Raw genomic sequence first — 21,901 nt, 5'->3', positions numbered from 1 at the left:
ATGAGGCAACGTCCTGACGGTTTGAAACTCCTCTTTCCAAAGCTTCTTGTTGACTAACAATCAACACCTTTCTCCGTACTTCTTGATGAGTTAATATTAACACAATAATCAGATAATTAACATGAAATAGTCTTCAAGCAATTAATTGATGTCGAAGTTTATACGAATTAAAAACTGATTGCTTATATACAATCAGCCGAAAAATCTCCACATGCCGAAACTTATGCTGTTCACAAAGATGATCAATAACAAAAACAGAAAAATGGAAATGGCAACAGCGGCTTGTATGTCTGTAGCTTCTTGTAAACTTATGATATGTAAATTATAAAATAATCTCTTCATCATGTTTCACCCAACCGACCGATAAACTTATTTTAATGAAGGAATGTCTTCTTCGACGAGGCGATCCTTAATGGTTGCCATAATTTCAAACTCCTTCGATTTGAATATTTTGAAACCACAAAAATATCTTAATCTCTTTCTAAAAGAATCTCTATAGCTCTTTAGCTTTTACAATCTATATTACTGAATTGGAACATTCTTAAATGTATCACAGACGTATATTCCTTAAAAATTATTTAACCGAAGAAAAACTGCCGGGAAGCTTCCCGGCAGTTTTAGCTATCTTCAGATAATGTTTTCTCCAGTATTCGTGCGTGTTACTTTGTCTTTTTCATTCAATTCATGGAGCAATTTTTCGCCTTCAATGTCCAAATCCGGGAGAATCTTGTCGAGCCATTTCGGCAGCCACCAGATCTTGTCGCCGAACAGCGACATGACGGCCGGCACGAAGATCATGCGAATCAGGAAGGCGTCGACGAGGATACCGAACGCTAAGGCAAAGCCGATTTGCTTGATCATGATGTCATCTGTGAAGATAAAGCCGGAGAATACCGAAACCATGATCAATGCGGCGGCGACGACGACTTTACTCGCCGTCTTGTAGCCGCTGACGATGGCCCCATTGCCTTTTTCACCGTGTATATAGGCTTCGCGCATCGACGACACAAGGAATACTTGGTAATCCATGGCAAGTCCGTAGAGGATGCCGGTGACCATGATCGGGATAAAGCTCAACAACGGTCCGCCGGTATCGATTCCGAAGAGCGAGCCGAACCAGCCCCACTGGAAGACGGCGGTTGTGGCACCGAATGTTGCCATGATGCTTAATAAGAAGCCGGCCGTCGCTTTGATCGGGATAAGGATCGAACGGAAGACGACCAATAGGATAAGCAGTGACAGTACGACGATAATGGCGATATAGACCGGGAATACTTCAGCGAGTTTTTCCGAGATGTCGATATTGACCGCCGTCAAGCCGGTCACGCCGATTTCTGCATTGGTGTTTTCAGTGGCAGCAGCATCTGTCCGCAAACTTTCCACCAATTGTTTTGTCGCTGCATCGGTCGGCCCATTTTCCGGGATGATGCTAATGATGGCGATCGTTCCGTCTTCATTGAACCCGCCTGGGGATACTTCCGCTACGCCGTCCAGCTGTGAGATATTGCTGAGCAGTTGGAAATACTCCTGCGGATTCACCGCAGCCGCATCTTGGTCTTTTGCCACAACGAGCAGCGGGCCGTTGAAGCCTTCGCCGAAACTGTCGGAAATGACGTCATAGCTCTGTCTGACAGCGGTGTCTTGATTGGCGCTTTCGCCGGATGGCATGCCGAGGTTCATCTGCGCGACCGGCACTGCGAGCGTACCGAGAACAACGATGACCAGCAAAATGGCGGCCCATTTCATTTTCAATAAGCCGGTGATCCATCCTTGAGCAAAGCTTTGTTTCGAGCTGTTGTTCGTTTGAGCTTTATTTCTCGTTTTGGCTGAGACGATCCGCTCCCCGATCAACCCGAGCAAGGCCGGGAGCAGCGTGAGCGCGACCAGCACATCGATTAGCACCGTCAATGCGGCAACGATTGCCATGCTGCTGAGGAACGAGATGCCGATGACGAGCAAACCGCTGAGCGCGATGATGACGGTCAAGCCGGCAAAGAATACCGCGCTGCCCGCTGTACCGACTGCACGGGCAGCCGCTTCTTTAGCAGTCAACCTTTGTTCGGTGATCAAGTTGCGCTGTCTGTTAACAATGAACAAGGCATAATCGATGCCGACAGCGAGGCCGATCATCAAGGCAAGAACCGGTGTCAGGCTGTTGATCTCGAACATGCTCGACAAGGCGAATGTCCCGCCGACACCTACCCCGACGCCGATCAATGCCACGACCAGCGGCAAGCCTGCAGCGATGAGCGAGCCAAGTGTCACGACCAGGATGACCGCTGCGATCGCGAGCCCGATGATTTCATGCGTGCCGCCGATCGGGATATCGACGCCTTGCAGCGCGCCCGTCGGAATGACCGTAATGGAAGAATTGTCTTGGGCGATATTCGCGGCATCTGCGAGTTCTTCCCGTTCCGCTTCACTCAAGTCCTCCGCTGTTTTGGTCAGTTGGAACTGGAATAACGCGACCGTGCCGTCCTCTGAAATTTGGATTCCCGGGACCGGCATTTCCTGAACGACGAACGGCCGGTGGTTGACTTCAGACGCCGGGAGCTGGCTCATCATGTCCTGCAATCCCTGCAGCTGGGCCATGGCTTCTTCGTCTTGCATCATGTCCATCGGATTGACGACATGATCCAAGCCGTAAATTTCATTTGCCGCCATGGCTAGGGCTTGGGCATTGGCCGGATCGTCAACGGCTTCCCCTTCCGGCACTTCGAATAAATAACTGCCTTGCCCGCCGGATGCTGCCGGGTATTCTTCCGCCAGCTCGTCCAGCACGTCTTGTGCGGCGGTGCCGTCAATTCTTGTTTCACTGCTGGTGTTCACGCCATTCGTGACGATGGCGGAGATGATAATTCCCAATATGAGCAGCCAGCTTGCAATGAAGATCCATGGCTTGCTGTAAGCTGTTTTTCCGATGCTGTAAAAAAATCTCGACACGTGTGCAACTCCGTTCTCTATTTTTGTTAGTTAAAACCTTTTCGCAAATGGGCGAAGACGATATCGATGTATTGGTTAAATTCGTTATCGGTCTCGTCCTGTTCCGCATCGTCCGGTAATTTGACGGCAATGCTTTCTTCCAGCACCGGCAAAATCGCCCCGAATACGGCACCGATCAGAATGTGGTAATACTCTTCCGGATACTCGCTGCCAAACTCTTCACTGATGCCGCGTTTCGCAAAATCCTGCACTTCCATCAATGCGCCGGTGACATATAGTTTCAGTGTTGGGTAGTTGCGCGACAGGGAAACGAGCTGGTTGAGCCGCCTTAATTTATTGATTGTGAAACTTCCGCGGATATACAATTCGATGGTATCTAAAGGCGTGTAATTTTCCGTGGAAAAGTCGAATTGGTCGCCGCGCTCTAAGTAATCATTCATCGTCAAGGCGTTGGCGATCGCTTCTTCCTTGCATGAGAAGTAATTGGCAAATGTCCGGCGCGAATAGCCCGCCGTCCGGACGATATCTTCCACCACAAACCCGTCCACACCCCGCTCCACTGCTAAGTTAAAAGCAGCTTCAGCCAATGCCTGGCGTGTCGCTATTTTTTTCATATCCCGCAAACCGCTGTCAGTCATTTTATCACCTCATTTTTAATTCTTACATGTTATACCATAAAAATTGCCTAATGTGCAATTTTTCCCTTTGGGCAATTACGAAAAATGAATCAATTTCATTAAAACTCCGGATGAAACTGCTTGCCCAAACAATCTGACAGGCCGATTAACTGTATAATGGCTATCATCACCTACACGAAGGAGGCCTTTATGAAAACCCATTATTATTTAGGATGGTTCACTGATTTTTTCCCGGAGAATCTAAGCAAAGCCTTAAGGGAAGACCTTACGGAACGAAAATCGCTCGTGTTGGTCAGCTCGGACCCGTCAGACGCTGAAGTTGACGGCGCCGCGGAACGTGCATGGCTTGATCAGGCAGGCATTTCATTCGATGAATATCATCTAATCGATTCAAGTGTACAGCCGGATGATGCCCATGCCTTAATCAGGGATGCCTCGGCCATTTTTCTATTGGGCGGGGATACGCTTAAGCAAAACCGGTTTTTGATGGAATACGAATTGGGGGAGCCGATCAAAACGAGCACCGCTTTGGTTATGGGGGCCAGTGCCGGGGCGATCAATATGTCCGCTAAATGGAAATGCTCCGAACGCTTCGGGTATCCTGTTGGCCTGGACAGCGTGTGCGACGGGATTGCCCTGGACGCTTTTTCCGTGCTGTCCCATTTCGACCTTGAAAACAATATGGCACTCGTTCAAGAAGAGCTGTCTGCCCTGTCGGAGGAAATGGATGTGTATGCGTCCAATAAAGACTGTGCCTTGCGCTCAAAAGGCGGCAATATCGACATTTCAGGCGATGTCTATGTCTTGTCGCGCTCACAAGTCCGGAAAATGGAGGAGACTTTTTAGCTTCATTGGCGGAACAGGTATACACCACAAAAAAACGTTCGGCAAGCGCATTTCCATGCTTGCCGAACGTTTCTTTTGTTGGTTTAACTCTCTTGGCATTTAACGATCGTTCTCCCTAAATGCTTGCCGTTCTTGATGGCTTCGATCGTTTCAGGGACTTGTTCGAGCGAGACTTCATCCGTTAAGGCCGTTTGGGTGATGTTCCAGTCAGCCGCCATCTTGTCCCAGATCGCGCCGCGTTTTTCGATCGGCACGTTGACCGAATCGATGCCGAGCAGATTGACGCCTCTTAGGATGAACGGCAGGACCGTCGCCGTCAGCTGCAGCCCGGCCGCGTTGCCGCACATGCTCATGCTGCCGCCGTAGGAAATTTGCGGGATGATAACCGACGCCACATCGCCGCCGACGGTATCGAGGACATAATCGAATTTTTGCTTGTTCAGCGGCTTTTTCAGTTCGCCTAAATCATCTGGGAATATGACTTGAGTCGCTCCAAGCGATTTCGCGACGTCCACTTGATGGTCTTTGCGCACCAAAGCCGTGATGTTCGTGTAGCCGATTTTGGAGAGAATCTGTAACGCGACACTGCCCACGCCGCCTGTTGATCCCGTCACCAATAGCGCTGGATCGTTTTTCGGGTCCATGCCGTGCTGCTCGAGCGCTTGAATGGACAAGGCCGCCGTGAACCCGGCGGTCCCGAACACCATGGCGTCTTTCAGGCTCAAACCGTTCGGCAAAGGCACGATCCACCCGGCCGGCACGCGGGCATATTCAGCGAATCCGCCGGTATGGCTCATCCCCATTTCAAATCCAGTGACAATCACTTCCTGGCCTTCCTGGAATCGCTCGTCTGCCGTATGTACAATCGTTCCGCTGAAATCGATTCCGGGAATCATCGGGTAATCGCGGATGACGCCGCCTTTTTTCTGCACCGCAAGCATGTCTTTGTAATTGATCGACGAATACGCCACTTTCACCAAGACATCGCCTTGCGATAATTGCTCTTCGCCGATTTGTTCCACACCGTAAGTGACTTCGTCTCCTTGTTCTTTAATGACAATAGCTTTAAATTGATCCATAAAAATCCCTCCTTATTTAATGTGTTCCCGGAATGCTTAACCAGTAAAACTGTTTTTGGGTTTGACTTCTTTTCCATACAGGTTATAATGAAAAACAATATCTGCATAACGAAGATTTGCCCAAGCATTTCGGAGTATAAGAACAAAAGCGATGATAAGAACGAGTACCTGTGACTGAAGCATACAGAAAGCGGCCGGTTGATGAGAGGCGCATGCGGTGTCTGGGGAAATACCTCTTTGAGCTGTGTACCGAACCTTCAGTAGGCTACACCGGAGTTGCACCCGTAATCCATGCAGGAGTATCGCTTCGGCCGTACTTTCCAAGGGAAGCTGTGCGAGCAGCTTCCGAACTAAGGTGGTAACACGCATATCCGCGTCCTTTAGGGTTTTTCCCTAGAGGGCGCTTTTTTGTATTCTTATCGATTTTGCGATATGGACTATTCCAAGACAAGGAGATGTTAGCATGCGACTCACCCCCGCTGAACAAATGAAAATCATCGAAAGAGGAGCCGCCGAAATTATCGAGGAAGGCGAATTGCTCCAAAAACTCGAGCGCTCATACAATGAACAGCGCCCGCTCACCATCAAGCTCGGCCTCGACCCGTCTGCACCTGATATCCACCTTGGCCACGCAGTAGTTTTGCGCAAAATCAAGCAATTGCAAGACCTCGGCCATCAGGCGGTCATTTTGATCGGCGACTTCACCGGGCGCATCGGCGACCCTTCCGGCAAGGCGAAAGGGCGGACTGCGCTCAGCGACAAGGAGGTTCGGGAAAATGCGGAGACTTACCGCGAACAGATTTTCAAAGTGCTCGACGAAACGAAAACGACGGTGCGCTTCAATAGCGAATGGCTGTCGAAACTGAATTTCGAGGAGGTCTTGAAGCTCGCCGCCAGCACATCGGTCGCGCGCATGCTCGAGCGCGACGATTTCCAGAAGCGCTACCAAAACCAGTCGCCGATCGGCCTTCACGAGTTTTTCTACCCGCTCATGCAGGCCTACGATTCCGTTGAACTGAAGGCGGACATCGAAATCGGCGGCACCGACCAGACTTTTAATATTTTGATGGGCCGCACGCTTCAAAAGCATATGGGCCAGGAAAAACAAGTCGCCATCTTCATGCCGCTGATCGAAGGGCTCGACGGTGTAGAGAAGATGAGCAAAAGCCTCGGCAATTACATCGGCGTCAGCGAAGCGCCTGAAGTCATGTTCAAGAAAGTGATGGAAATACCCGATCCCTTGGTCTTCAAGTACTTTGAACTCGCGACAGACGAAGACCCGCTGTCGGTTGAATCGATTCTTGACCGCCTGGAAGCAGGAGAGAATCCGCGCAATATCAAACTGGAACTGGCGGAAATCATCACGGGGCTCTACCACGGCGACGACGCGATGAAAGAAGCGAAACGCTACTTCGAGACCGCTTTCCAAAAACGTGAAATCCCGGAAAATATCCCTTCGCTGCTAGTGGAAATCGGCCAGGAACGAATCGAGGAGATCATTCCGCAATTTGTCGCTTCGGGATTTGTCCGCAGCAAAAGCGAATTTGTGCGGCTCATCGAACAAAACGGCGTGTCGTTCAACGGCGACAAGCTGACTCGCGAAGAACTCGACACGGTCGTCCAAAATGGCGACGTCCTGCAGATCGGCAAAAAACGCTTCGTGCGTTTTGAAAAATAAGAATTGGAAAAAGGCGCAGAAACGATACCCGTTTCTGCGCCTTTATTGCTTCAATTTACTTTTTATACTGCATATAAACGACTTGCGTCGCAAGGAAGTCTTCCATGCCGTGCTTGCCGTCCGCCCCGCCGAGGCCGGATTGGCGCATGCCGGCGTGGTAGCCTTGCACCGCTTCGAAGTTTTCACGGTTGACGTAAGTCTCGCCGAATTTCATTTCATTGACGACGCGCATCGCTTCGTTCAGGTCATCTGTGTAAACCGAAGAAGACAATCCATATACGGTATCATTCGCCATTTCGATTGCTTCCTCTAAGGTGCTGAATGTAGTCATCGGCAGCACCGGACCGAAAATCTCTTCGCGCATGATATCGGAATCATGCGACACATTCTTCAAAATAGTTGGCTTGAAGAAATAGCCGGCTTCCAAATGTGGCCGTTCTCCGCCCGTTGCAACGGTCGCCCCTTGCGCGACGGCCTCTTTGACCATGCCTTCTACGGTTTCAAGGCGGTCCTGACTGATTAATGGACCCATTTCCGCTTCTTTATCTTCTCTTGGGTTGCCAAGCTTTGTCGATTCGAACGCACTGATAAGCTTTTCAGTCAGCTCCTCTGCAACACTTTCGTGGACATAGAGGCGCTCTGCATTTGTACAAGCCTGGCCAGCGTTCGATAGCCTTGAGGTAGTGATGGCTTTTGCGGCCAAGTCCAGATCGGCATGTTGCGTAACGATAGCTGGTGCTTTGCCGCCCAGTTCCAAATTAACTTTGGTGATGTTTTTCGCTGCCGCTTCCATTACTTTCGTTCCGGCCGGTAAGCTTCCGGTCATGGTGATCATCTGGACTTTTTTATGCGAAGCCAGCGCATTGCCGATTTCAGAGCCGGTTCCGGTAACCAAATTGTAGACGCCTGCCGGGATTTCTTCCATCGCGTCGACGATTTTCGTGAATTCCATCGCGGTATTCGGCGTTTGCTGGCTCGGTTTGATGACAATTGTGCAGCCTGTGACGAGCGCCGTTGCGACTTTTCTGGCCAAGATGAACACCGGGAAATTCCATGGGATGATTCCCGCTACGACGCCGATCGGTTTTTTATAGACGAAAATATTTTCGTTCGGCTCATCGCTCGGCACGATTTCACCTTCGATTCTTCTCGCCCATTCGGACATGTAATGGAAGTAATCAATTGCCGAATCGACTTCGCCACTGGCCGTTTCGTAATCTTTGCCTTGCTCTTCCTGAAGCAAATCGATGAATCTCTCTCTTTTCTTGGCGATCTCATCGCCTAGCTTGCGGACGATTTTCCCGCGTTCGATGTTCGGCTTCAGTTCCCATTCCTTTTGTGCCTGGAAAGCCGCTTCTACTGCCTTATCCACGTCTTGTTCGGTGCCTTTTGGAATCTTGGAAATCACTTGTTCCGTTGCCGGGTTGATGATGTCGATCCATTCATCTCCCATGGATGCTATATATTCGCCGTTCACATACATTTGGTGAGTTTGCAAAAGATCTCCTCCTAATTTTCCAATTAGTAGGTTTTTCCCTTTACAGATACCGGTAAACTTGGCCTTCTGCACTAACATGCTTAGACATGCCCTAAACTTTCACACTGCGTCAGGCTTCCCCAAAAACTTGGTTTCCAGTTCGTTTTCATATCCCTCGCCTACACGGTAAGCCTTGGCGTAAGGACGTGAACTGACAGCGCTGTGCAAGTCCTGTCCGATAAAATGAAGCGCCACGCCATCATCCGCAGCGAGTCCTGGCTTGATTTGCCCTTCCTTGAGCAATCGCTGGAACGTCGGACGCCGGTGCGCTTCCCCGTCGTAATGGGGGCAATTGCTGCCGGGCAAAAAGCCTAAGCATGCCAATGATTGAAGCTCTTCGCCGAAGGAATCGGTGACGCCTTGTTCGAACCAGCAAATCGACCCGGCGCTGATGCCGGCCAAAACGACTCCTTGGTTCCAGGCTTTTTCGATAATGGCATCAAGCCCCCATTCCTTCCACAGCGCGAGCAAGTTTTTTGTATTGCCTCCGCCGACATACAGAATGTCCTGCGACAAGACAAACTCTTCCAGATCTTGTGCCGGCGGCTTGAACAACGACAGATGCGCCGGCTCGCAGTTTTGCTGGTTGAAGAAATCGTAGAAGCGCGCGATATAGCTTTCCGCGTCCCCGCTCGCTGTTGGGATAAAGCAGATTTTCGGTGTTGCTTTCGGTGATTGTTCCAATATGTATAAATCGAGCAGTGGGTTGTCCGGCTCCATCGAGAAGCCGCCTCCACCAAGTGCGATAATCTGTTTCATCGGTTTTCCTCCTGCACCAACTTTTTATGTATCTATTTTTCTTCATCCAGGCGCTGCAATTTCACGCCAACTTCACGCGGTTTGACATCGATATCATGCAAATTTTTCAACTCAACCCATACAGGTTGATACGTTCCGCGATGCCGCTGCCTGTCTGTGAACTCTTCTCCGCATCCCGTCCCGAAAGTGCCGCCGGTTCTCTTCGCCATAAAAAAATACTGATTGCCTTCATATTCTATTGTTGCGAAAAGCGCTTCGATTTCCAGTTGTACGCCCAGTTCCTCGAACGCTTCCCTTTTCGCTGCAGCTTCCGGCGTTTCGTGTTGTTGAATGCCGCCGCCTGGAAACACATAATAAACAGAGCCGTCGCGTACGCGTTTAATCAGCGCTACCTTATTTTCTTCGATGAGTACGACCGCTCCTCTATTCCCCATACAGTTCTTTATCTTTCTGATTGCTTAAGCGGATGTAATACGGAAACAGTACGATGAGCAACAGCCCGACCGTTCCGCTCACATACCCGAGACCCATCAAAAATCCGCCATTCTTGAATGAAACGTACTGTCTCACGCCGCAGGACGGACAGCTTTTGCCGTCTTTTGCCATGCCCAGCTTCCAGATATCCTTCGCTTTCCATTTCGCTCCGCAATTTGTGCAATGTGCCATCTTTCACCACTCCTTACTGCTAATTACGCTTATAGTTCGTATAAAGTTTCAAATGATCGAAGAAAGCTTCCCAAGCACCGACTCTTTACAAATCTGGAGCCACTCCATTAAACTTTATCTATTCAAGGTATTTATTGAATAGATAAGGGGGCCTAGAATGGAAGCACGGGAATTCAAAAATTTTGCCTATGGGCACTTCACGAAAATCAGCAAAGCTTTATCGAGCCCAAGGCGTTTCGAGCTGCTCGATTATTTGGCACAGGGACCGAAAACGGTGGAACGCCTGGCGAAAGAGACGCATATGTCGGTGGCGAATACTTCACAGCATCTGCAGGCGCTGCGCGAGGCGCGTCTCGTCGCTTCTTCAAAAGTGAAGAATCATCATTATTACGAACTTGCCGATAGTGAAGTCGCTGAATTATTGCAGTTGACAAAACGGCTCGCGGAACGGCAGTTTCCCGATATGGGTGAGATCCGGACGATGGAAACGACAGCGGACGGTGCGATTCCGGTCATGTCCTCGGCCGAGGCATTGGAAGAAGTGGCTAGCGGACGCGCGGTATTGATCGACGTGCGGGCTGAAGATGAGTACAATAGCCGTCATCTTAAGGATGCCCTATCGATTCCGCTGGTGCAGCTCGAAGAAAAATTGGGTCAGTTGCCGCCTGGAAAGAAAATCATCGCCTATTGCCGGGGCGCTTATTGCCTGTATGCGAGTGACGCCGTACGTTTTCTTCGTGAACGCGGGTTTGAAGCGTATCGCTTGGACGAAGGGCCGGCAGATTCGGCCATTTCCCGGGAAATCGAAGAAGAGAAGCGATGAGAAACATCCAATTCGGCATTAAAGAAAACATCGTCCAGTTCCTGTTGCTTGTATTGACGAACTTTTTCGTCGGTTCGATGGTCGGTCTCGAGCGCACCGTCCTGCCGATTATCGGCGAAGAAGAATTCGGGCTCGCTTCAGCAAGTGCGGCGCTGTCATTCATCATCAGCTTCGGGTTCTCGAAAGCGATCGTCAATTATTTCGCCGGCGCCATCGCCGACCGGCTGGGCCGCAAGAAAGTGCTCATCGTCGGCTGGAGCGCGGGGCTTTTCGTGCCGCTCCTCGTCATTTTCGCCGATGCCTGGTGGATGATCGTCGTCGCCAATATTTTCCTCGGCATCAACCAAGGCCTGGCCTGGTCGATGACGGTCAATATGAAGATCGACCTCGCGAAGCCGACAGAACGCGGGCTTGCGGTCGGACTCAACGAATTTGCGGGCTATATGGGGGTTGCCGTCATGGCCGCATTGTCCGGTTACGTTGCCGCGACTTTCTCGAACCGCCCCGAACCGTTCTATATTGGGTTGGCAGTCGTCGCGACCGGCCTTATGCTGTCGTTTCTCGTCCGTGATACTGGCGAACACTTGAAACGCCAGGCCAAGTCGTCGTCACAAGACGCGGCCCTTTCCGCAGGTGAAGTGTTCAAGCGCACAGCGTTCAAAAATCCGACGCTGTCGACCGCCACCTTCGCCGGGCTTTCCACGAATTTGAAAGACGGCATGGCGTGGGGCTTGTTTCCGTTATTTTTCGCCGGCGTCGGGCTGAGCGTTCCGGAAATCGGCTTGCTCGTAGCCTTGTATCCGGCGGCTTGGGGCTTTTTCCAATTGTTCACCGGATTCTTGAGTGACCGCTGGGGCCGGAAATGGCTGATCGCCGGCGGCATGTGGCTGCAAGCCGCTTCGCTGTGGCTTTTATTGATGGTCGATCAATACAGCTTATGGATTATGGCTTCCGTTCTTCTCGGCCTCGGGACGGCAATGGTCTATCCGACCTTGCAGGCAACGATCAGCGACGTGGCCGCGCCTTCTTGGCGGGCTTCTTCGATGGGCGTCTACCGTTCCTTCCGCGACAGCGGCTATGCCTTCGGCGCTTTGTTCGCCGGCATCTTGACCGACGTCATCAATGTCGAATGGGCGATCGGCTTGGTGGCCCTTCTGCCGATGACGGCCGGTGTGATGGCTGCCTTGCGCATGAAAGAGACGCTTCCGGAAAAGTAGCGCCTAAAGTTTCTGCTTTATTGTGCTGACTTTGGAGAGCCCGGGTGAACAGCTGTATGCAGCAGCTCGTTTTTCGATTTTCTTCAATTGGACCCGGCCAGGCTGTTATTCATATTTCCGCTGTGCATTCTATAGGCATTGTAGTACAACACTTTGTGTGCTTTCGTCCTGGTTTTAATGTCCCAAAACTTGGAGCAATCATCGTCAGTGAATCCAACGGTGCTTCTTTTTTACTTAGTCATAATATTGAAGCACAGAGAAAAAGCCTCAACGAACATTTAACTGTTTGTTGGGGCTTTTTTGTCATTAGTTTTTTCGTTTTCTTGGCTGAGGACAAATTTATAGATTTTTTTAGGCCTGCCGCGCTTTCCGGATTTTTTTTCTTCGTTCGCTTCCTGGATTAAGCCCATTTGCTCCATTTCGCTTAATATCCTTCTTGAGTTGCGTTCGGTACTCTTCAACAGCCCCGTGATCAACTCGCTGGAAAAATAAGGAATATTTTTTAAGTTAACGTATTGATAGATTTTAGCCGGAATGGTCGTTCGGTAATTATGCTGCGATAAAATATGAAGCCAATACTCTGGTAGTCGGTCCTCAGTATCCGAAGCGATCGTCTGCGAATCTGACAAATCTACGATCATGCCGCCTTCATCCACATAGACCGCCTTCATCTCCCTATTATCCGACACGTACTCAAACGCAGTTTGGGTATTCAACTCTGCTCCATGTATCGTATAGCCTGAGCCGATGCCGATGTGGACATCAAGAGACGTGCGCATGCTGATTTCCTTGCCTATTTTCATGATTGAACTTGATGCGAACAGCAATTCATAGTCCCCTTGGGTCGTATAGATGAAATAAATCCCTCTTCCCTTATTGATGAGAGCTCCATTCAATTTTTTCGCCACTTGAAGCAATTCCTGCTCGAACTCCAATTCTTTTTCTCTTTCGTAGAAACTATAGTCCGCTTTTTTGGGTTTTCTTTCGGCTTTTAATAGTTCAAACCCTACTACCGCCACTTTCTGCTTTTCATACACTTGGCTCTGGGCTCTGGAAACCAATAACGTAAAAATCGTTTGGATTGCCAGTTTTGAAGGCTTGACCCGATAACACGGAATGCCTAGGTCTGTCAGTTCCCAATACACTTTCGCTAAACAAGTTAAAGCGACCTTCGTTTTTCCGGCCCGATAATTTCGAACATGAAAAGCGATGATTTCTTCATAATCGACAGTGCCTTCATAATGGTGCAGCTCAAATTTGATATTGTTCAATTGGTATTCCGAAAACAACGATTGCACAATGCTTTCATCCACTATATCAAGACTCATGTTTTTTATGAATTGGCCATGGTCGTGCATTGCCTGTAGGCATGTGCCGAGCAGCGCCATTCCGTGAAGTGGCGGATAGGCGGCTTCTTCGGGTGTAATCAGTTCGTTTTTTACACAGTAGTCATAAGGAATAGGCCCTGAGAACATCCATTGCGTTACTTCATAGCGATGCTTTCTCAAAATCTCCGGCAATTGCTCTGCAGCGGAATACTCGAATTCCACCAGCTCTATTCTATTGTCCAAGGCCGCTACCTGACGGATCACTTCAATCGAATCCGCAGGGCCAACCGCTCCAATGCGTACTTTCACTCTTATTCGCTCCCTCTTATACCTGTTCGGAGGAATGTGGCAAAACATCCGTATCTTCATCCACCAAAGGATAATGACAAGCTACATAATGTTCAGGCAGGATCTCCCTGTACTCCGGAACGACCTCTTTGCAATGCTCTGTCGCATACGGGCATCTTGGATGGAACGTGCAGCCTGACGGGGGATTGGTCGGGCTTGGAATTTCCCCTTCTATCAACTGGTGCTCTTTTCTCAACCGAGGGTCCGGTATCGGCACAGAATCGAGAAGCGCATGCGTATACGGATGCAGCGGCTGGTGGAACAGTTCGTCCCGGCCTGCCATCTCCACCATCTTCCCTAAGTACATTACCCCGATCCGGTCGCTGATATGTCTGACTGCCGGTAAGCCGTGAGCAATGAAGATATACGTTAAATCCATTTCCTTTTGAAGCTTTTTCAGTAAGTTCAAGATCTGTGCTTGAATCGAAACATCCAGTGCGGAAACCGCTTCATCGCAGACGATAACTTTCGGCTTTAACGCCAAAGCCCGCGCAATACCGATGCGCTGCCTCTGCCCGCCGCTGAACTCGTGGGGGAAGCGTGTCATTTGATGTTCCTGCAAGCCGACCAGATTCATCAAATCCAGCACCTGCTTTTTCAATTCTCCGCCTTTTGCCAAGCCGTGTACGACCAAAGGCTCTCCGATAATTTCTTCTACGGTCATTCTTGGGTTGAGCGAGGAATACGGGTCTTGGAAAATCACTTGCAAATCCCTTCTCGCCAAGCGCAGTTCCTCCTGGGTCATTGCGGCCAAGTCTTTGTCCTGAAAATAAATATGGCCTTCCGTGGCGTCCAGCAGCCCAAGCATCAATTGTCCGGCAGTGGATTTTCCGCAGCCGGATTCTCCGACGATACCGAGCGTTTCGCCTTTATATACATGGAAGTTCAAGCCGTCGACTGCGCGCACTTTGGAATTCACCTTTTTGATGAACCCTTTGGAGATATCAAAATGCTTTTTAAGATCTTGAACTTCCATTATAATGTTTTTTTCAATTACATTCATAGAGTCACCTCCTGCCCTTAAACTTTGATACAGCGTTTTGCGTGATCTTCCGAGATATATTCCAAAGGTGGATGGATTTTCGTGCACTCGCTATCCCCCAGCGGACAGCGCGGATAAAATTTGCAGCCGCTCGGCATATTGGAAGGGTTCGGGACCGTTCCTTCGATTGAATAAAGTTCATCAACCACGTCATGGATTTTAGGAATAGATTCCATCAAGCCTTTCGTATACGGGTGCAGAGGGTTTTCAAAAAGCTCATAAATCGGGGCTTCTTCCACTACTTCACCTGCATACATGACAATGACACGATCCGCCAGTTCTGCCACTACGCCCAAATCGTGCGTAATGATGATGGTGCTCGTATTCGATTTTTCTTTTATGTTTCTCATCAAGGTCAAAATTTGGGCTTGAATCGTAACGTCCAACGCAGTCGTCGGTTCATCAGCAATCAGCAGTTTCGGATTGCACGACAGGGCCATGGCAATCATCACGCGTTGCCTCATGCCTCCGGATAGTTGGTGAGGGAATCGCCCCATCACTTTTTGGGCATCTGGAATTCCTACCGTTTCCAGCATCTCAATTCCTTTTCTATGAGCTTGGTCTTTAGTCATCTTATAATGGAGAATCAATGTCTCCCTTAGTTGAAACCCGATATTGAATACTGGGTTCAAGGCGCTCATCGGTTCCTGGAAGATCATTGAGATATCGTTGCCTCGGATTTTGCGGTAGTCTTTCTTACTCAAAGTCCGTAAGTTTTTGCCTTCGAAGGCGACATGGCCATTATAAATTTCACCGTTTGCCGGCAAGATTCCCATCAACGCAAGCGAGGTGACACTTTTGCCGCTGCCGGATTCACCGACAATCGCCAATGTTTCACCTTCCTTAATGGAAAATGACACCCCGTTCACCGTGGAAACATGGCCTTCTTCGGTTTTAAAGCGCACTTTGAGATCTTCTACTTCCAACAGATTTTTCGTCATAACATCGCCTTCTTTCGGTTACTCTTTGATTTTCGGATCGAGCACATCTCTCAGCCAATCCCCAAGGAAAATAACCCCCAACACCGTAATCGTAATCGCAACACCAGGGAATGTGGCTACCCACCAGCTGGTTGCAATATACTCCCGTCCGTCGCTCAGCATCAAGCCCCACGAAACATCAGGAGATTGGATTCCCAGCCCGAGGAAACTTAGACTGGCTTCCAAAATGATAGTCGTCGCTACATTCAGTGTCGCGATTACGATAAAGGAAGAAATAACGTTCGGCAGAATATACTTCAAAATGATCCGTAGATTTTTCGCTCCGATCGCTCTTGCCGAACGCACATAATCACGTTCTTTGACACTGAGCGTTTCGCTTCGCACCATTCTTGCATAAATGACCCACGAAGTGCCGCCCAGCACGAGAATCAAAGTGATCAAACTTGGACCCATAACAGCAAGGATAATAAGCATGAACAAGATGTTCGGGATAGCCAATAAGGAATCGACCGTCCTCATAATAACGAAATCCCAAAACTTCCCGTAATATCCGGCAATCAAGCCTAAAGTCATTCCGATGGCTCCAGCTAGTAAAACCGCGCTGATTCCGACCAATAACGAGATGCGGGAGCCGAAAATGATCCGGCTCAAGATGTCCCGGCCCAAGTTATCGGTGCCAAGAGGGAATTCCATTGTTCCACCCAGCCAAAATGGCGGCAATAGACGGTTGACTACATTTGTCTGTGCCGGATCGTGCGGTGCCAATACGGGAGCTAAAATGGCGATCAACACTACAGCGACCACTATCAGAAGGCCCGTCATTCCCGTCTTGCTCCTTAACAATCGCTTCGCCATCTTCTTCATGGAGTCCCTGTATTTCGCCGCCTTTGGAAGTGCTGCAGTATCAGTAAGTTGGGCCAATTCCGTCCCCCCCTTTAGTCATATTTGATGCGCGGATCCAAGAACCTGTAAATCAAATCCGCTGATAAATTACTCAAGATAACAAAAATCGCAATAATGAAAGTGGCTGCCTGGACCACGGCCATATCCCTCAAGTTTACCGATTGCACGAGCAACTGCCCGAGGCCCGGCCATGCGAAAACGGTCTCCGTAATCAAGGTCCCACCAATCAAGGTCGATGTTTGCAGCGCCATGATTGTCACAACCGGAATCAACGCATTGCGGAAAGCGTGTTTATTGACGATAATCGCTTCACCCAGTCCTTTGCTTCTCGCAGTGCGTATAAAATCCTGCCCCAAAATTTCGAGCATGCTCGAACGGATCAAGCGTGTCATTTCCGCCGCAATCCCGGTCCCTAATGTCAGAGCCGGCAGTACCAAATGCCATACTGTGCCTCTTCCAGAAACCGGGAAAATTTGAAAAGTTACTGACAATAGCAAAATCAGCATGATGCCAAGCCAGAAGTTCGGCATCGCCTTCCCTAAAACGGCTCCTCCAGTAATAAAGAGGTCGAAAAAGCTATTGCGTTTGACAGCTGATAAGATTCCAAGCGGCACCGAAATGATGACGGCAATCACCATCGATGCGATGGCGAGTTCCAAGGTGGCCGGCAAACGCTCCATAATCAGCGACAATGCATCCGTGTTGTACCTGAACGAGTCTCCAAAGTCCCCTTGCACCAGATTTCCGAGATACGTAAAATATTGGACGGGCAGTGGTTCATTGAACCCTAACGATTCCCTCAAGGAATCACGCTCTTCTGCGGTCGCTGTTTCCGGCAACATCAAAGACACCGGATCTCCAGTCACTCTCACCAGCAAAAAGACAATAAGAGTAATAAGGAAAAGTACAGGAATGGTTTTTAATAAGCTTTTCAAAAAATACTTCATCTACATCCCTCTCTTATTGAAAAAAAGGAGGTTGCCCTCCTTCTTTCCTCATTTCAATGTAATTGAATCGACATAGAACATCTCGTTCAGTCGCGGCTCGAATTCCACGCGGTCATTGATGCCTGTGATAGCATCCAATTGGAACGTGTAAATTTGCGGCCGATCTTCCGCAATCAATTCCTGTGCTTCCTTGAATTGTTCAATCCGTTCTTCTTCGTTCATGTTCTGCTCGGCTTCCAAAAGCAACTCATTTACTCTTTCGTTGTCATAGTCCGTTTCGCCTTCTGCACTTTCAGCAGTCAAACGCTCTAGCGCAAGAGATGCGTCAAACATAGAGTTGCCGTAGCCGATGTAGAAGATATCTTCAAACGAGCGCTCTTGGTATCTCTGGGCAAAAGCACTCCATTCAAGGAACTCCAAGTTGACCGTGACACCGACTTCCGCTAGCATCGCTGCCATCAACTCGGCACTTTCTCTATCTTTCAAGTAACGTCCGTTCGGCGCACTCATCGTCAATTCGACACCATCTGCGTATCCCGCTTCCGCCAGCAATTCACGCGCTTTTTCTGGATCATACAAAGATTCTCCGTAGAGGTCTTCATTAGCCCCGGTGTTACCCGGCGTGACGCGCGTCCGGGTTACCGTGCCGGCGCCTTCTAACAGTGAATCGACCATCGCTTGCTTATCAATCGCCAAATCGATAGCTTCACGCACTTTTGGATCTCCTGTTACGCTGTTTTCATCTGTACGTAATACCATCATCATGACGCGCTGGGTCGGGGATTGAACGGTTGTTACGCCTTCAGTGGAATCAATCCGCTCCACATCGGTCGGCGGAACATTCACCGCTACATCGACACCGCCCGTCAACAGTTCAGATACTCTTGTAGAATCTTCCGGAATGCTACGGAACACGACTTCTTCCCACTGCGGTTCATCGCCGAAGTACTCCTCATTGGCCTCTAGAACCAAGCGGTCATCTTTTTTCCACTCCTGTAATTTGTAAGGCCCGGATCCGACGGGTTCCTCAAGGAATACTTCCCAGCCCTCTTCTTCAATATAGTCTTTCGGCAAAATTCCTGAACCTAAGCGTGACAAGCGATTCAGCAATGCCGGTTCCGGATTTTCCGTCACGATTTCAAATGAATGATCATCGATGACATTCACTTCGGAAATTTGGTTGTAGTTGCCGTGCTCGAGAAGTGTATCGTCGTTTGCTACACGCTCCAAAGTGAACTTCACATCCTCTGCTGTGAGGTCCTCGCCGTTATGGAATTTCACGCCTTCGCGCAATTCGAATGCCCAGGTCCGATCATCGACGTTCTCCCAGCTTTCCGCCAAATCACTTTGGAAGCCTTCTTCGCCTTCATTTGTTAATAGATAATTGAACATATTGACATGGACTGCTTCTGTTGAAGTCGTATTGTGGTCATGAATATCGAATGTCACAATATCTGTCCCGTTGGCGATCGTCAGTGTTTTGCTGTCGCTTGTTTCTACCGGTTCTTCTGCACCCGATTCACCCGCATCTTCAGATGAACAGCCCGCTATGACAAGGCCGCACCCTAAAACTGTTGTCCATACATACTTTCTCATTCCATTTCCCCCTCATTTAAATAGTTATATGCAAATATGCTCAATACCGAAATGCCATATAAAAAGGATTCTTCATCTACATTGAATTTCGTATTATGGTTCGGGTAGGCGGTGTGATCGCTGCTGTTCGTACCGAGCTGGAAAAAGACTGAGGGCACCTGCTCCGAATAATAGGAAAAGTCTTCCCCGCCCATCGAAGGGGTGGTCCGCTTAATCGACTCTTTGCCATACAAGTTTTCAATAGTAGATAACAGTCTGTCCCTGACAGCTGGATCATTTCTGTTTGACGGAGTCACATGATGATAGTCCAAGGAACAATCTCCACCGAAGCTGGCGGCGATGCCTTTCGCAATCATTTCGATTCGCTTCGGCATCTGTGCCCGTGTGCCAGGATTCAAAGTTCTGACAGTCCCTTTAAGTTTGACGGAATTAGGGATGATCGTCGCTTTGGTGCCGGCTTCTATTTGCCCGAAACTGATGACAACTGAATCGAGTGGATCGGTTTGCCGGCTGACGATTTGCTGCAGCGAGACGAGCACTTGGCCGGAAATCGCAATGGGATCGACCGTTTTATGGGGATGCGCAGCATGCCCCCCTTGTCCCTTCACTTCCATTTCAAAAATATCCACTGCTGCACAACTGTGTTCAGTTTTTGTGATTGCAAACATGCCGGTGTTTACAGTCGGATGGACATGCAGGCCGGCCATCACTTCCACTTGCGGATTTTTGAGCGCACCGTCTTCGATCATCGCTTTGGCGCCTGCCCCTATTTCTTCCGCCGGCTGGAAAACCAGTTTTAACGTGCCCCCTGGAATTCCTTTTTCCGCTAATACTTTGGCAACGCCTAATAAAATCGCAGTATGGGCATCATGACCGCACGTATGGGCCAGCCCATCATTAACGCTCCTGTAGGGTTCATCAATTTCATCCATCATTGGAAGAGCATCCATGTCCGCCCTCAATCCTGCGACAGGACCGGGTTTATGGCTGCGCAATATGCCGACGACGCCCGTCTTTCCGACTTTTTCTTGCACCTCGTAGCCCCAACTTCTCAGCTTTTCAGCAACGATTGCCGCGGTCCGAATTTCTTCAAAGGCCAGTTCCGGGTGTTGCCGTAAGTCTCTTCGTATCTCCACCACTTCTTCGAACACTTCTTTGATTGAATTGTGCCAGTCCGGATGGGAATGTTTCAGGTCAGAAAACGTCTGCCGCTGTTCAGTTGATGCTGTCACTATACCGCTCTCCTTTTGAGTTGATTTTTTCGCCGAACTCAAAGACTAAAGCTGCTGCCATTTTTATTCCGTCGATGTAATCTTCGATATTGATGTTTTCGTTTGGTGCGTGCGTATTCGACTCAAAGTTGCCGACACCGAAAGAAGCGGAAGGAATGCCTAGAGCCTGGCACAAATCATACATCGGCCCGGTTCCCGGCGTGTTCGGGACAATATTCGGCTTCGTGGAGGAATGCTTTTCCACTACATTGAGCATAGCTTCGACAATCGCTGCGTCTGGGCTTGTGCGTGCCGCTCTTTCTGCACTTGTCACATGTATGCCGATATCGGTAAATCCCTGATCATCCAAATGCTGGCGCAATTGCTTGAGAATCTTATCCGGGTCTTGCCCCGGTACCAGCCGGAAATCGAGTTTGGCTTTCGCTTGTGAAGGCAATACGGTTTTGGTTCCTTCCCCTGCATAGCCGGAATGTATGCCGCAGATATTGCATGTCGGTTCAAATATGTGCTTTTCTTTCAACTCCGTTCCATCCAAACCTAACAGGAAATTGTCGAGTGCCAATTTATTCAAAGTCTCTTCTTCATCGAAGCGGTACTGCTTTAGCATTTCTTGATCGAGCTCCGTGATAGGTATGATGTCATCATAAAACCCCGGAATGAGCACTTTTTCGTCCTGGTCTTTCAAGCTGTTCAAAGCCCAAATCAGCCTCCACGCCGGGCTTTCAATGATGGCCGCCTGAGCCGAGTGCAAATCACTGTTGGCGCCTTGCGCACTCAGTTCCACGTACAACATGCCTTTGACGCCGAGTGAGACTTGCAGCGCTCCGTCGGCATCGCGGTAGCCGAACTCCCAAACATTTCCATCAGCATGGATTTTCTCTGCGTATTTCTTAGCGAATGCAGGCAAATGCAAACTGCCGATTTCCTCTTCTCCTTCAAAGATATACTTGATGGTGACCGGTAATTCTTCACCGGCTTGTTTGATTGCATGCAATGCCGCTACACGGGCGATAAGGTTGCCTTTATTGTCAGCTACTCCTCTTGCGAAAATTTTGCCTTCGCGAATATCCGGTTGAAAAGCAGGTGTCTCCCAAAGTTCCACCGGGTCTTCCGGCTGGACATCGTAATGGTTGTAAAAGCTCAATACTTTTTCACTTTTCCCGGGCAGTTCTGCAAACACCACCGGGAATCCGTCCGTCTCCAATTTTTCGGGCTGTGTTGCCAACGCTTGCTCAAATAAAGAGTCCAAGTAATCCACCGCTTCTGTCATGCCTCGTTTTTGTGCAGCCACACTTGGGATTTCACAAAAATCTGTGAGCCATTTTATATACATGTCCCGGTTCGTTTCGATGATCTGCTCAATCTTATTTATCAAATT

Annotated in this window: 19 protein-coding genes and 1 other annotated feature; of the genes, 4 read left to right on the top strand and 15 right to left on the bottom strand. The window is 49.3% G+C overall.

Annotation, left to right across the window (positions count from 1 at the left end; all coding sequences use genetic code 11):
- Positions 1-627: 627 nt before the first annotated feature.
- The gene (locus tag AB9R92_RS09985) at positions 628-2,943 is read right to left on the bottom strand and encodes an MMPL family transporter (RefSeq protein ID WP_370669303.1); all 2,316 of its coding nucleotides are present in this window, start codon (positions 2,941-2,943) and stop codon (positions 628-630) included.
- Between the two features lie 26 nt (positions 2,944-2,969).
- On the bottom strand, positions 2,970-3,581 hold the full coding sequence (locus tag AB9R92_RS09980; protein WP_370669302.1) for a TetR/AcrR family transcriptional regulator: 612 nt from the start codon (positions 3,579-3,581) through the stop codon (positions 2,970-2,972).
- 189 nt (positions 3,582-3,770) lie between these two features.
- Between AB9R92_RS09980 and AB9R92_RS09975 the strand changes: the two genes are divergently transcribed.
- Positions 3,771-4,427, top strand: a complete 657-nt coding sequence (locus tag AB9R92_RS09975) for a Type 1 glutamine amidotransferase-like domain-containing protein (protein ID WP_370669301.1) — start codon at positions 3,771-3,773, stop codon at positions 4,425-4,427.
- Positions 4,428-4,510: 83 nt separating this feature from the next.
- Here the strand turns inward: AB9R92_RS09975 and AB9R92_RS09970 are convergent, their stop codons facing one another.
- Positions 4,511-5,506 carry a YhdH/YhfP family quinone oxidoreductase gene (locus tag AB9R92_RS09970; protein ID WP_370669300.1) on the bottom strand — a complete coding sequence of 332 codons (996 nt, stop codon included), beginning with the start codon at positions 5,504-5,506 and terminating at the stop codon, positions 4,511-4,513.
- Positions 5,507-5,648: 142 nt separating this feature from the next.
- Positions 5,649-5,890: a binding site (T-box leader), on the top strand.
- A gap of 79 nt (positions 5,891-5,969) precedes the next feature.
- Between AB9R92_RS09970 and tyrS the strand changes: the two genes are divergently transcribed.
- Positions 5,970-7,184 carry a tyrosine--tRNA ligase gene (tyrS, locus tag AB9R92_RS09965; RefSeq protein ID WP_370669299.1) on the top strand — a complete coding sequence of 405 codons (1,215 nt, stop codon included), beginning with the start codon at positions 5,970-5,972 and terminating at the stop codon, positions 7,182-7,184.
- A 55-nt stretch (positions 7,185-7,239) separates the two neighbouring features.
- Here the strand turns inward: tyrS and aldA are convergent, their stop codons facing one another.
- From aldA to AB9R92_RS09945, 4 genes are all read right to left on the bottom strand, one after another.
- Entirely contained in the window at positions 7,240-8,682 is a 1,443-nt protein-coding gene (gene aldA, locus AB9R92_RS09960) for an aldehyde dehydrogenase (RefSeq protein ID WP_370669298.1), read from the bottom strand.
- Between the two features lie 99 nt (positions 8,683-8,781).
- Entirely contained in the window at positions 8,782-9,480 is a 699-nt protein-coding gene (locus tag AB9R92_RS09955; protein WP_370669297.1) for a Type 1 glutamine amidotransferase-like domain-containing protein, read from the bottom strand.
- A gap of 32 nt (positions 9,481-9,512) precedes the next feature.
- Positions 9,513-9,914 carry an NUDIX domain-containing protein gene (locus AB9R92_RS09950; RefSeq protein ID WP_370669296.1) on the bottom strand — a complete coding sequence of 134 codons (402 nt, stop codon included), beginning with the start codon at positions 9,912-9,914 and terminating at the stop codon, positions 9,513-9,515.
- On the bottom strand, positions 9,904-10,146 hold the full coding sequence (locus AB9R92_RS09945) for a hypothetical protein (RefSeq protein WP_370669295.1): 243 nt from the start codon (positions 10,144-10,146) through the stop codon (positions 9,904-9,906). Before AB9R92_RS09945 ends, AB9R92_RS09950 begins: the two co-directional genes overlap by 11 nt.
- A 157-nt stretch (positions 10,147-10,303) precedes the next feature.
- Here AB9R92_RS09945 and AB9R92_RS09940 point away from each other — a divergent pair, with 157 nt between their 5' ends.
- Positions 10,304-10,969, top strand: coding sequence for an ArsR/SmtB family transcription factor (locus AB9R92_RS09940; RefSeq protein ID WP_370669294.1), 666 nt, complete (start codon positions 10,304-10,306; stop codon positions 10,967-10,969).
- Complete coding sequence (locus AB9R92_RS09935) at positions 10,966-12,186, top strand: MFS transporter (RefSeq protein WP_370669293.1); 1,221 nt, start codon at positions 10,966-10,968, stop codon at positions 12,184-12,186. The genes AB9R92_RS09940 and AB9R92_RS09935 overlap by 4 nt, the downstream gene beginning before the upstream one ends.
- A gap of 278 nt (positions 12,187-12,464) precedes the next feature.
- Here the strand turns inward: AB9R92_RS09935 and AB9R92_RS09930 are convergent, their stop codons facing one another.
- From AB9R92_RS09930 to AB9R92_RS09895, 8 genes are all read right to left on the bottom strand, one after another.
- Complete coding sequence (locus tag AB9R92_RS09930; RefSeq protein WP_370669292.1) at positions 12,465-13,823, bottom strand: hypothetical protein; 1,359 nt, start codon at positions 13,821-13,823, stop codon at positions 12,465-12,467.
- A 16-nt stretch (positions 13,824-13,839) separates the two neighbouring features.
- Entirely contained in the window at positions 13,840-14,865 is a 1,026-nt protein-coding gene (locus tag AB9R92_RS09925; RefSeq protein WP_370669291.1) for an ABC transporter ATP-binding protein, read from the bottom strand.
- A 17-nt stretch (positions 14,866-14,882) separates the two neighbouring features.
- Positions 14,883-15,845 carry an ABC transporter ATP-binding protein gene (locus AB9R92_RS09920; protein ID WP_370669290.1) on the bottom strand — a complete coding sequence of 321 codons (963 nt, stop codon included), beginning with the start codon at positions 15,843-15,845 and terminating at the stop codon, positions 14,883-14,885.
- Between the two features lie 18 nt (positions 15,846-15,863).
- Positions 15,864-16,709: an ABC transporter permease gene (locus tag AB9R92_RS09915; protein WP_370670089.1), complete on the bottom strand. Its 846-nt coding sequence runs from the start codon at positions 16,707-16,709 to the stop codon at positions 15,864-15,866.
- A 71-nt stretch (positions 16,710-16,780) separates the two neighbouring features.
- Positions 16,781-17,695 (bottom strand): ABC transporter permease, encoded by a 915-nt coding sequence (locus AB9R92_RS09910; protein WP_370669289.1) that lies wholly within the window; start codon positions 17,693-17,695, stop codon positions 16,781-16,783.
- Positions 17,696-17,743: 48 nt separating this feature from the next.
- Entirely contained in the window at positions 17,744-19,291 is a 1,548-nt protein-coding gene (locus AB9R92_RS09905; RefSeq protein ID WP_370669288.1) for an ABC transporter substrate-binding protein, read from the bottom strand.
- Positions 19,288-20,523 carry a M20 metallopeptidase family protein gene (locus AB9R92_RS09900; RefSeq protein WP_370669287.1) on the bottom strand — a complete coding sequence of 412 codons (1,236 nt, stop codon included), beginning with the start codon at positions 20,521-20,523 and terminating at the stop codon, positions 19,288-19,290. The genes AB9R92_RS09905 and AB9R92_RS09900 overlap by 4 nt, the downstream gene beginning before the upstream one ends.
- Positions 20,507-21,898, bottom strand: coding sequence for a M20/M25/M40 family metallo-hydrolase (locus tag AB9R92_RS09895; protein WP_370669286.1), 1,392 nt, complete (start codon positions 21,896-21,898; stop codon positions 20,507-20,509). The genes AB9R92_RS09900 and AB9R92_RS09895 overlap by 17 nt, the downstream gene beginning before the upstream one ends.
- Positions 21,899-21,901: the final 3 nt, after the last annotated feature.

It is taken from the genome of Planococcus sp. SSTMD024 (assembly GCF_041320495.1).
Taxonomy (GTDB): Bacteria; Bacillota; Bacilli; order Bacillales_A; family Planococcaceae; genus Planococcus.
This window is presented reverse-complemented; position numbering and strand designations above follow the sequence as displayed.

Excerpts from the sequence above, each read along its gene's own strand:
- AB9R92_RS09980 (WP_370669302.1), bottom strand. The coding sequence starts at position 3,581 with ATGACTGACAGCGGTTTGCGGGATATGAAAAAAATAGCGACACGCCAG.
- AB9R92_RS09975 (WP_370669301.1), top strand. The coding sequence starts at position 3,771 with ATGAAAACCCATTATTATTTAGGATGGTTCACTGATTTTTTCCCGGAG.
- AB9R92_RS09970 (WP_370669300.1), bottom strand. The coding sequence starts at position 5,506 with ATGGATCAATTTAAAGCTATTGTCATTAAAGAACAAGGAGACGAAGTC.
- tyrS (WP_370669299.1), top strand. The coding sequence starts at position 5,970 with ATGCGACTCACCCCCGCTGAACAAATGAAAATCATCGAAAGAGGAGCC.
- AB9R92_RS09955 (WP_370669297.1), bottom strand. The coding sequence starts at position 9,480 with ATGAAACAGATTATCGCACTTGGTGGAGGCGGCTTCTCGATGGAGCCG.
- AB9R92_RS09950 (WP_370669296.1), bottom strand. The coding sequence starts at position 9,914 with ATGGGGAATAGAGGAGCGGTCGTACTCATCGAAGAAAATAAGGTAGCG.
- AB9R92_RS09945 (WP_370669295.1), bottom strand. The coding sequence starts at position 10,146 with ATGGCACATTGCACAAATTGCGGAGCGAAATGGAAAGCGAAGGATATC.
- AB9R92_RS09940 (WP_370669294.1), top strand. The coding sequence starts at position 10,304 with ATGGAAGCACGGGAATTCAAAAATTTTGCCTATGGGCACTTCACGAAA.
- AB9R92_RS09935 (WP_370669293.1), top strand. The coding sequence starts at position 10,966 with ATGAGAAACATCCAATTCGGCATTAAAGAAAACATCGTCCAGTTCCTG.
- AB9R92_RS09925 (WP_370669291.1), bottom strand. The coding sequence starts at position 14,865 with ATGAATGTAATTGAAAAAAACATTATAATGGAAGTTCAAGATCTTAAA.
- AB9R92_RS09920 (WP_370669290.1), bottom strand. The coding sequence starts at position 15,845 with ATGACGAAAAATCTGTTGGAAGTAGAAGATCTCAAAGTGCGCTTTAAA.
- AB9R92_RS09915 (WP_370670089.1), bottom strand. The coding sequence starts at position 16,709 with ATGAAGAAGATGGCGAAGCGATTGTTAAGGAGCAAGACGGGAATGACG.
- AB9R92_RS09910 (WP_370669289.1), bottom strand. The coding sequence starts at position 17,695 with ATGAAGTATTTTTTGAAAAGCTTATTAAAAACCATTCCTGTACTTTTC.
- AB9R92_RS09905 (WP_370669288.1), bottom strand. The coding sequence starts at position 19,291 with ATGAGAAAGTATGTATGGACAACAGTTTTAGGGTGCGGCCTTGTCATA.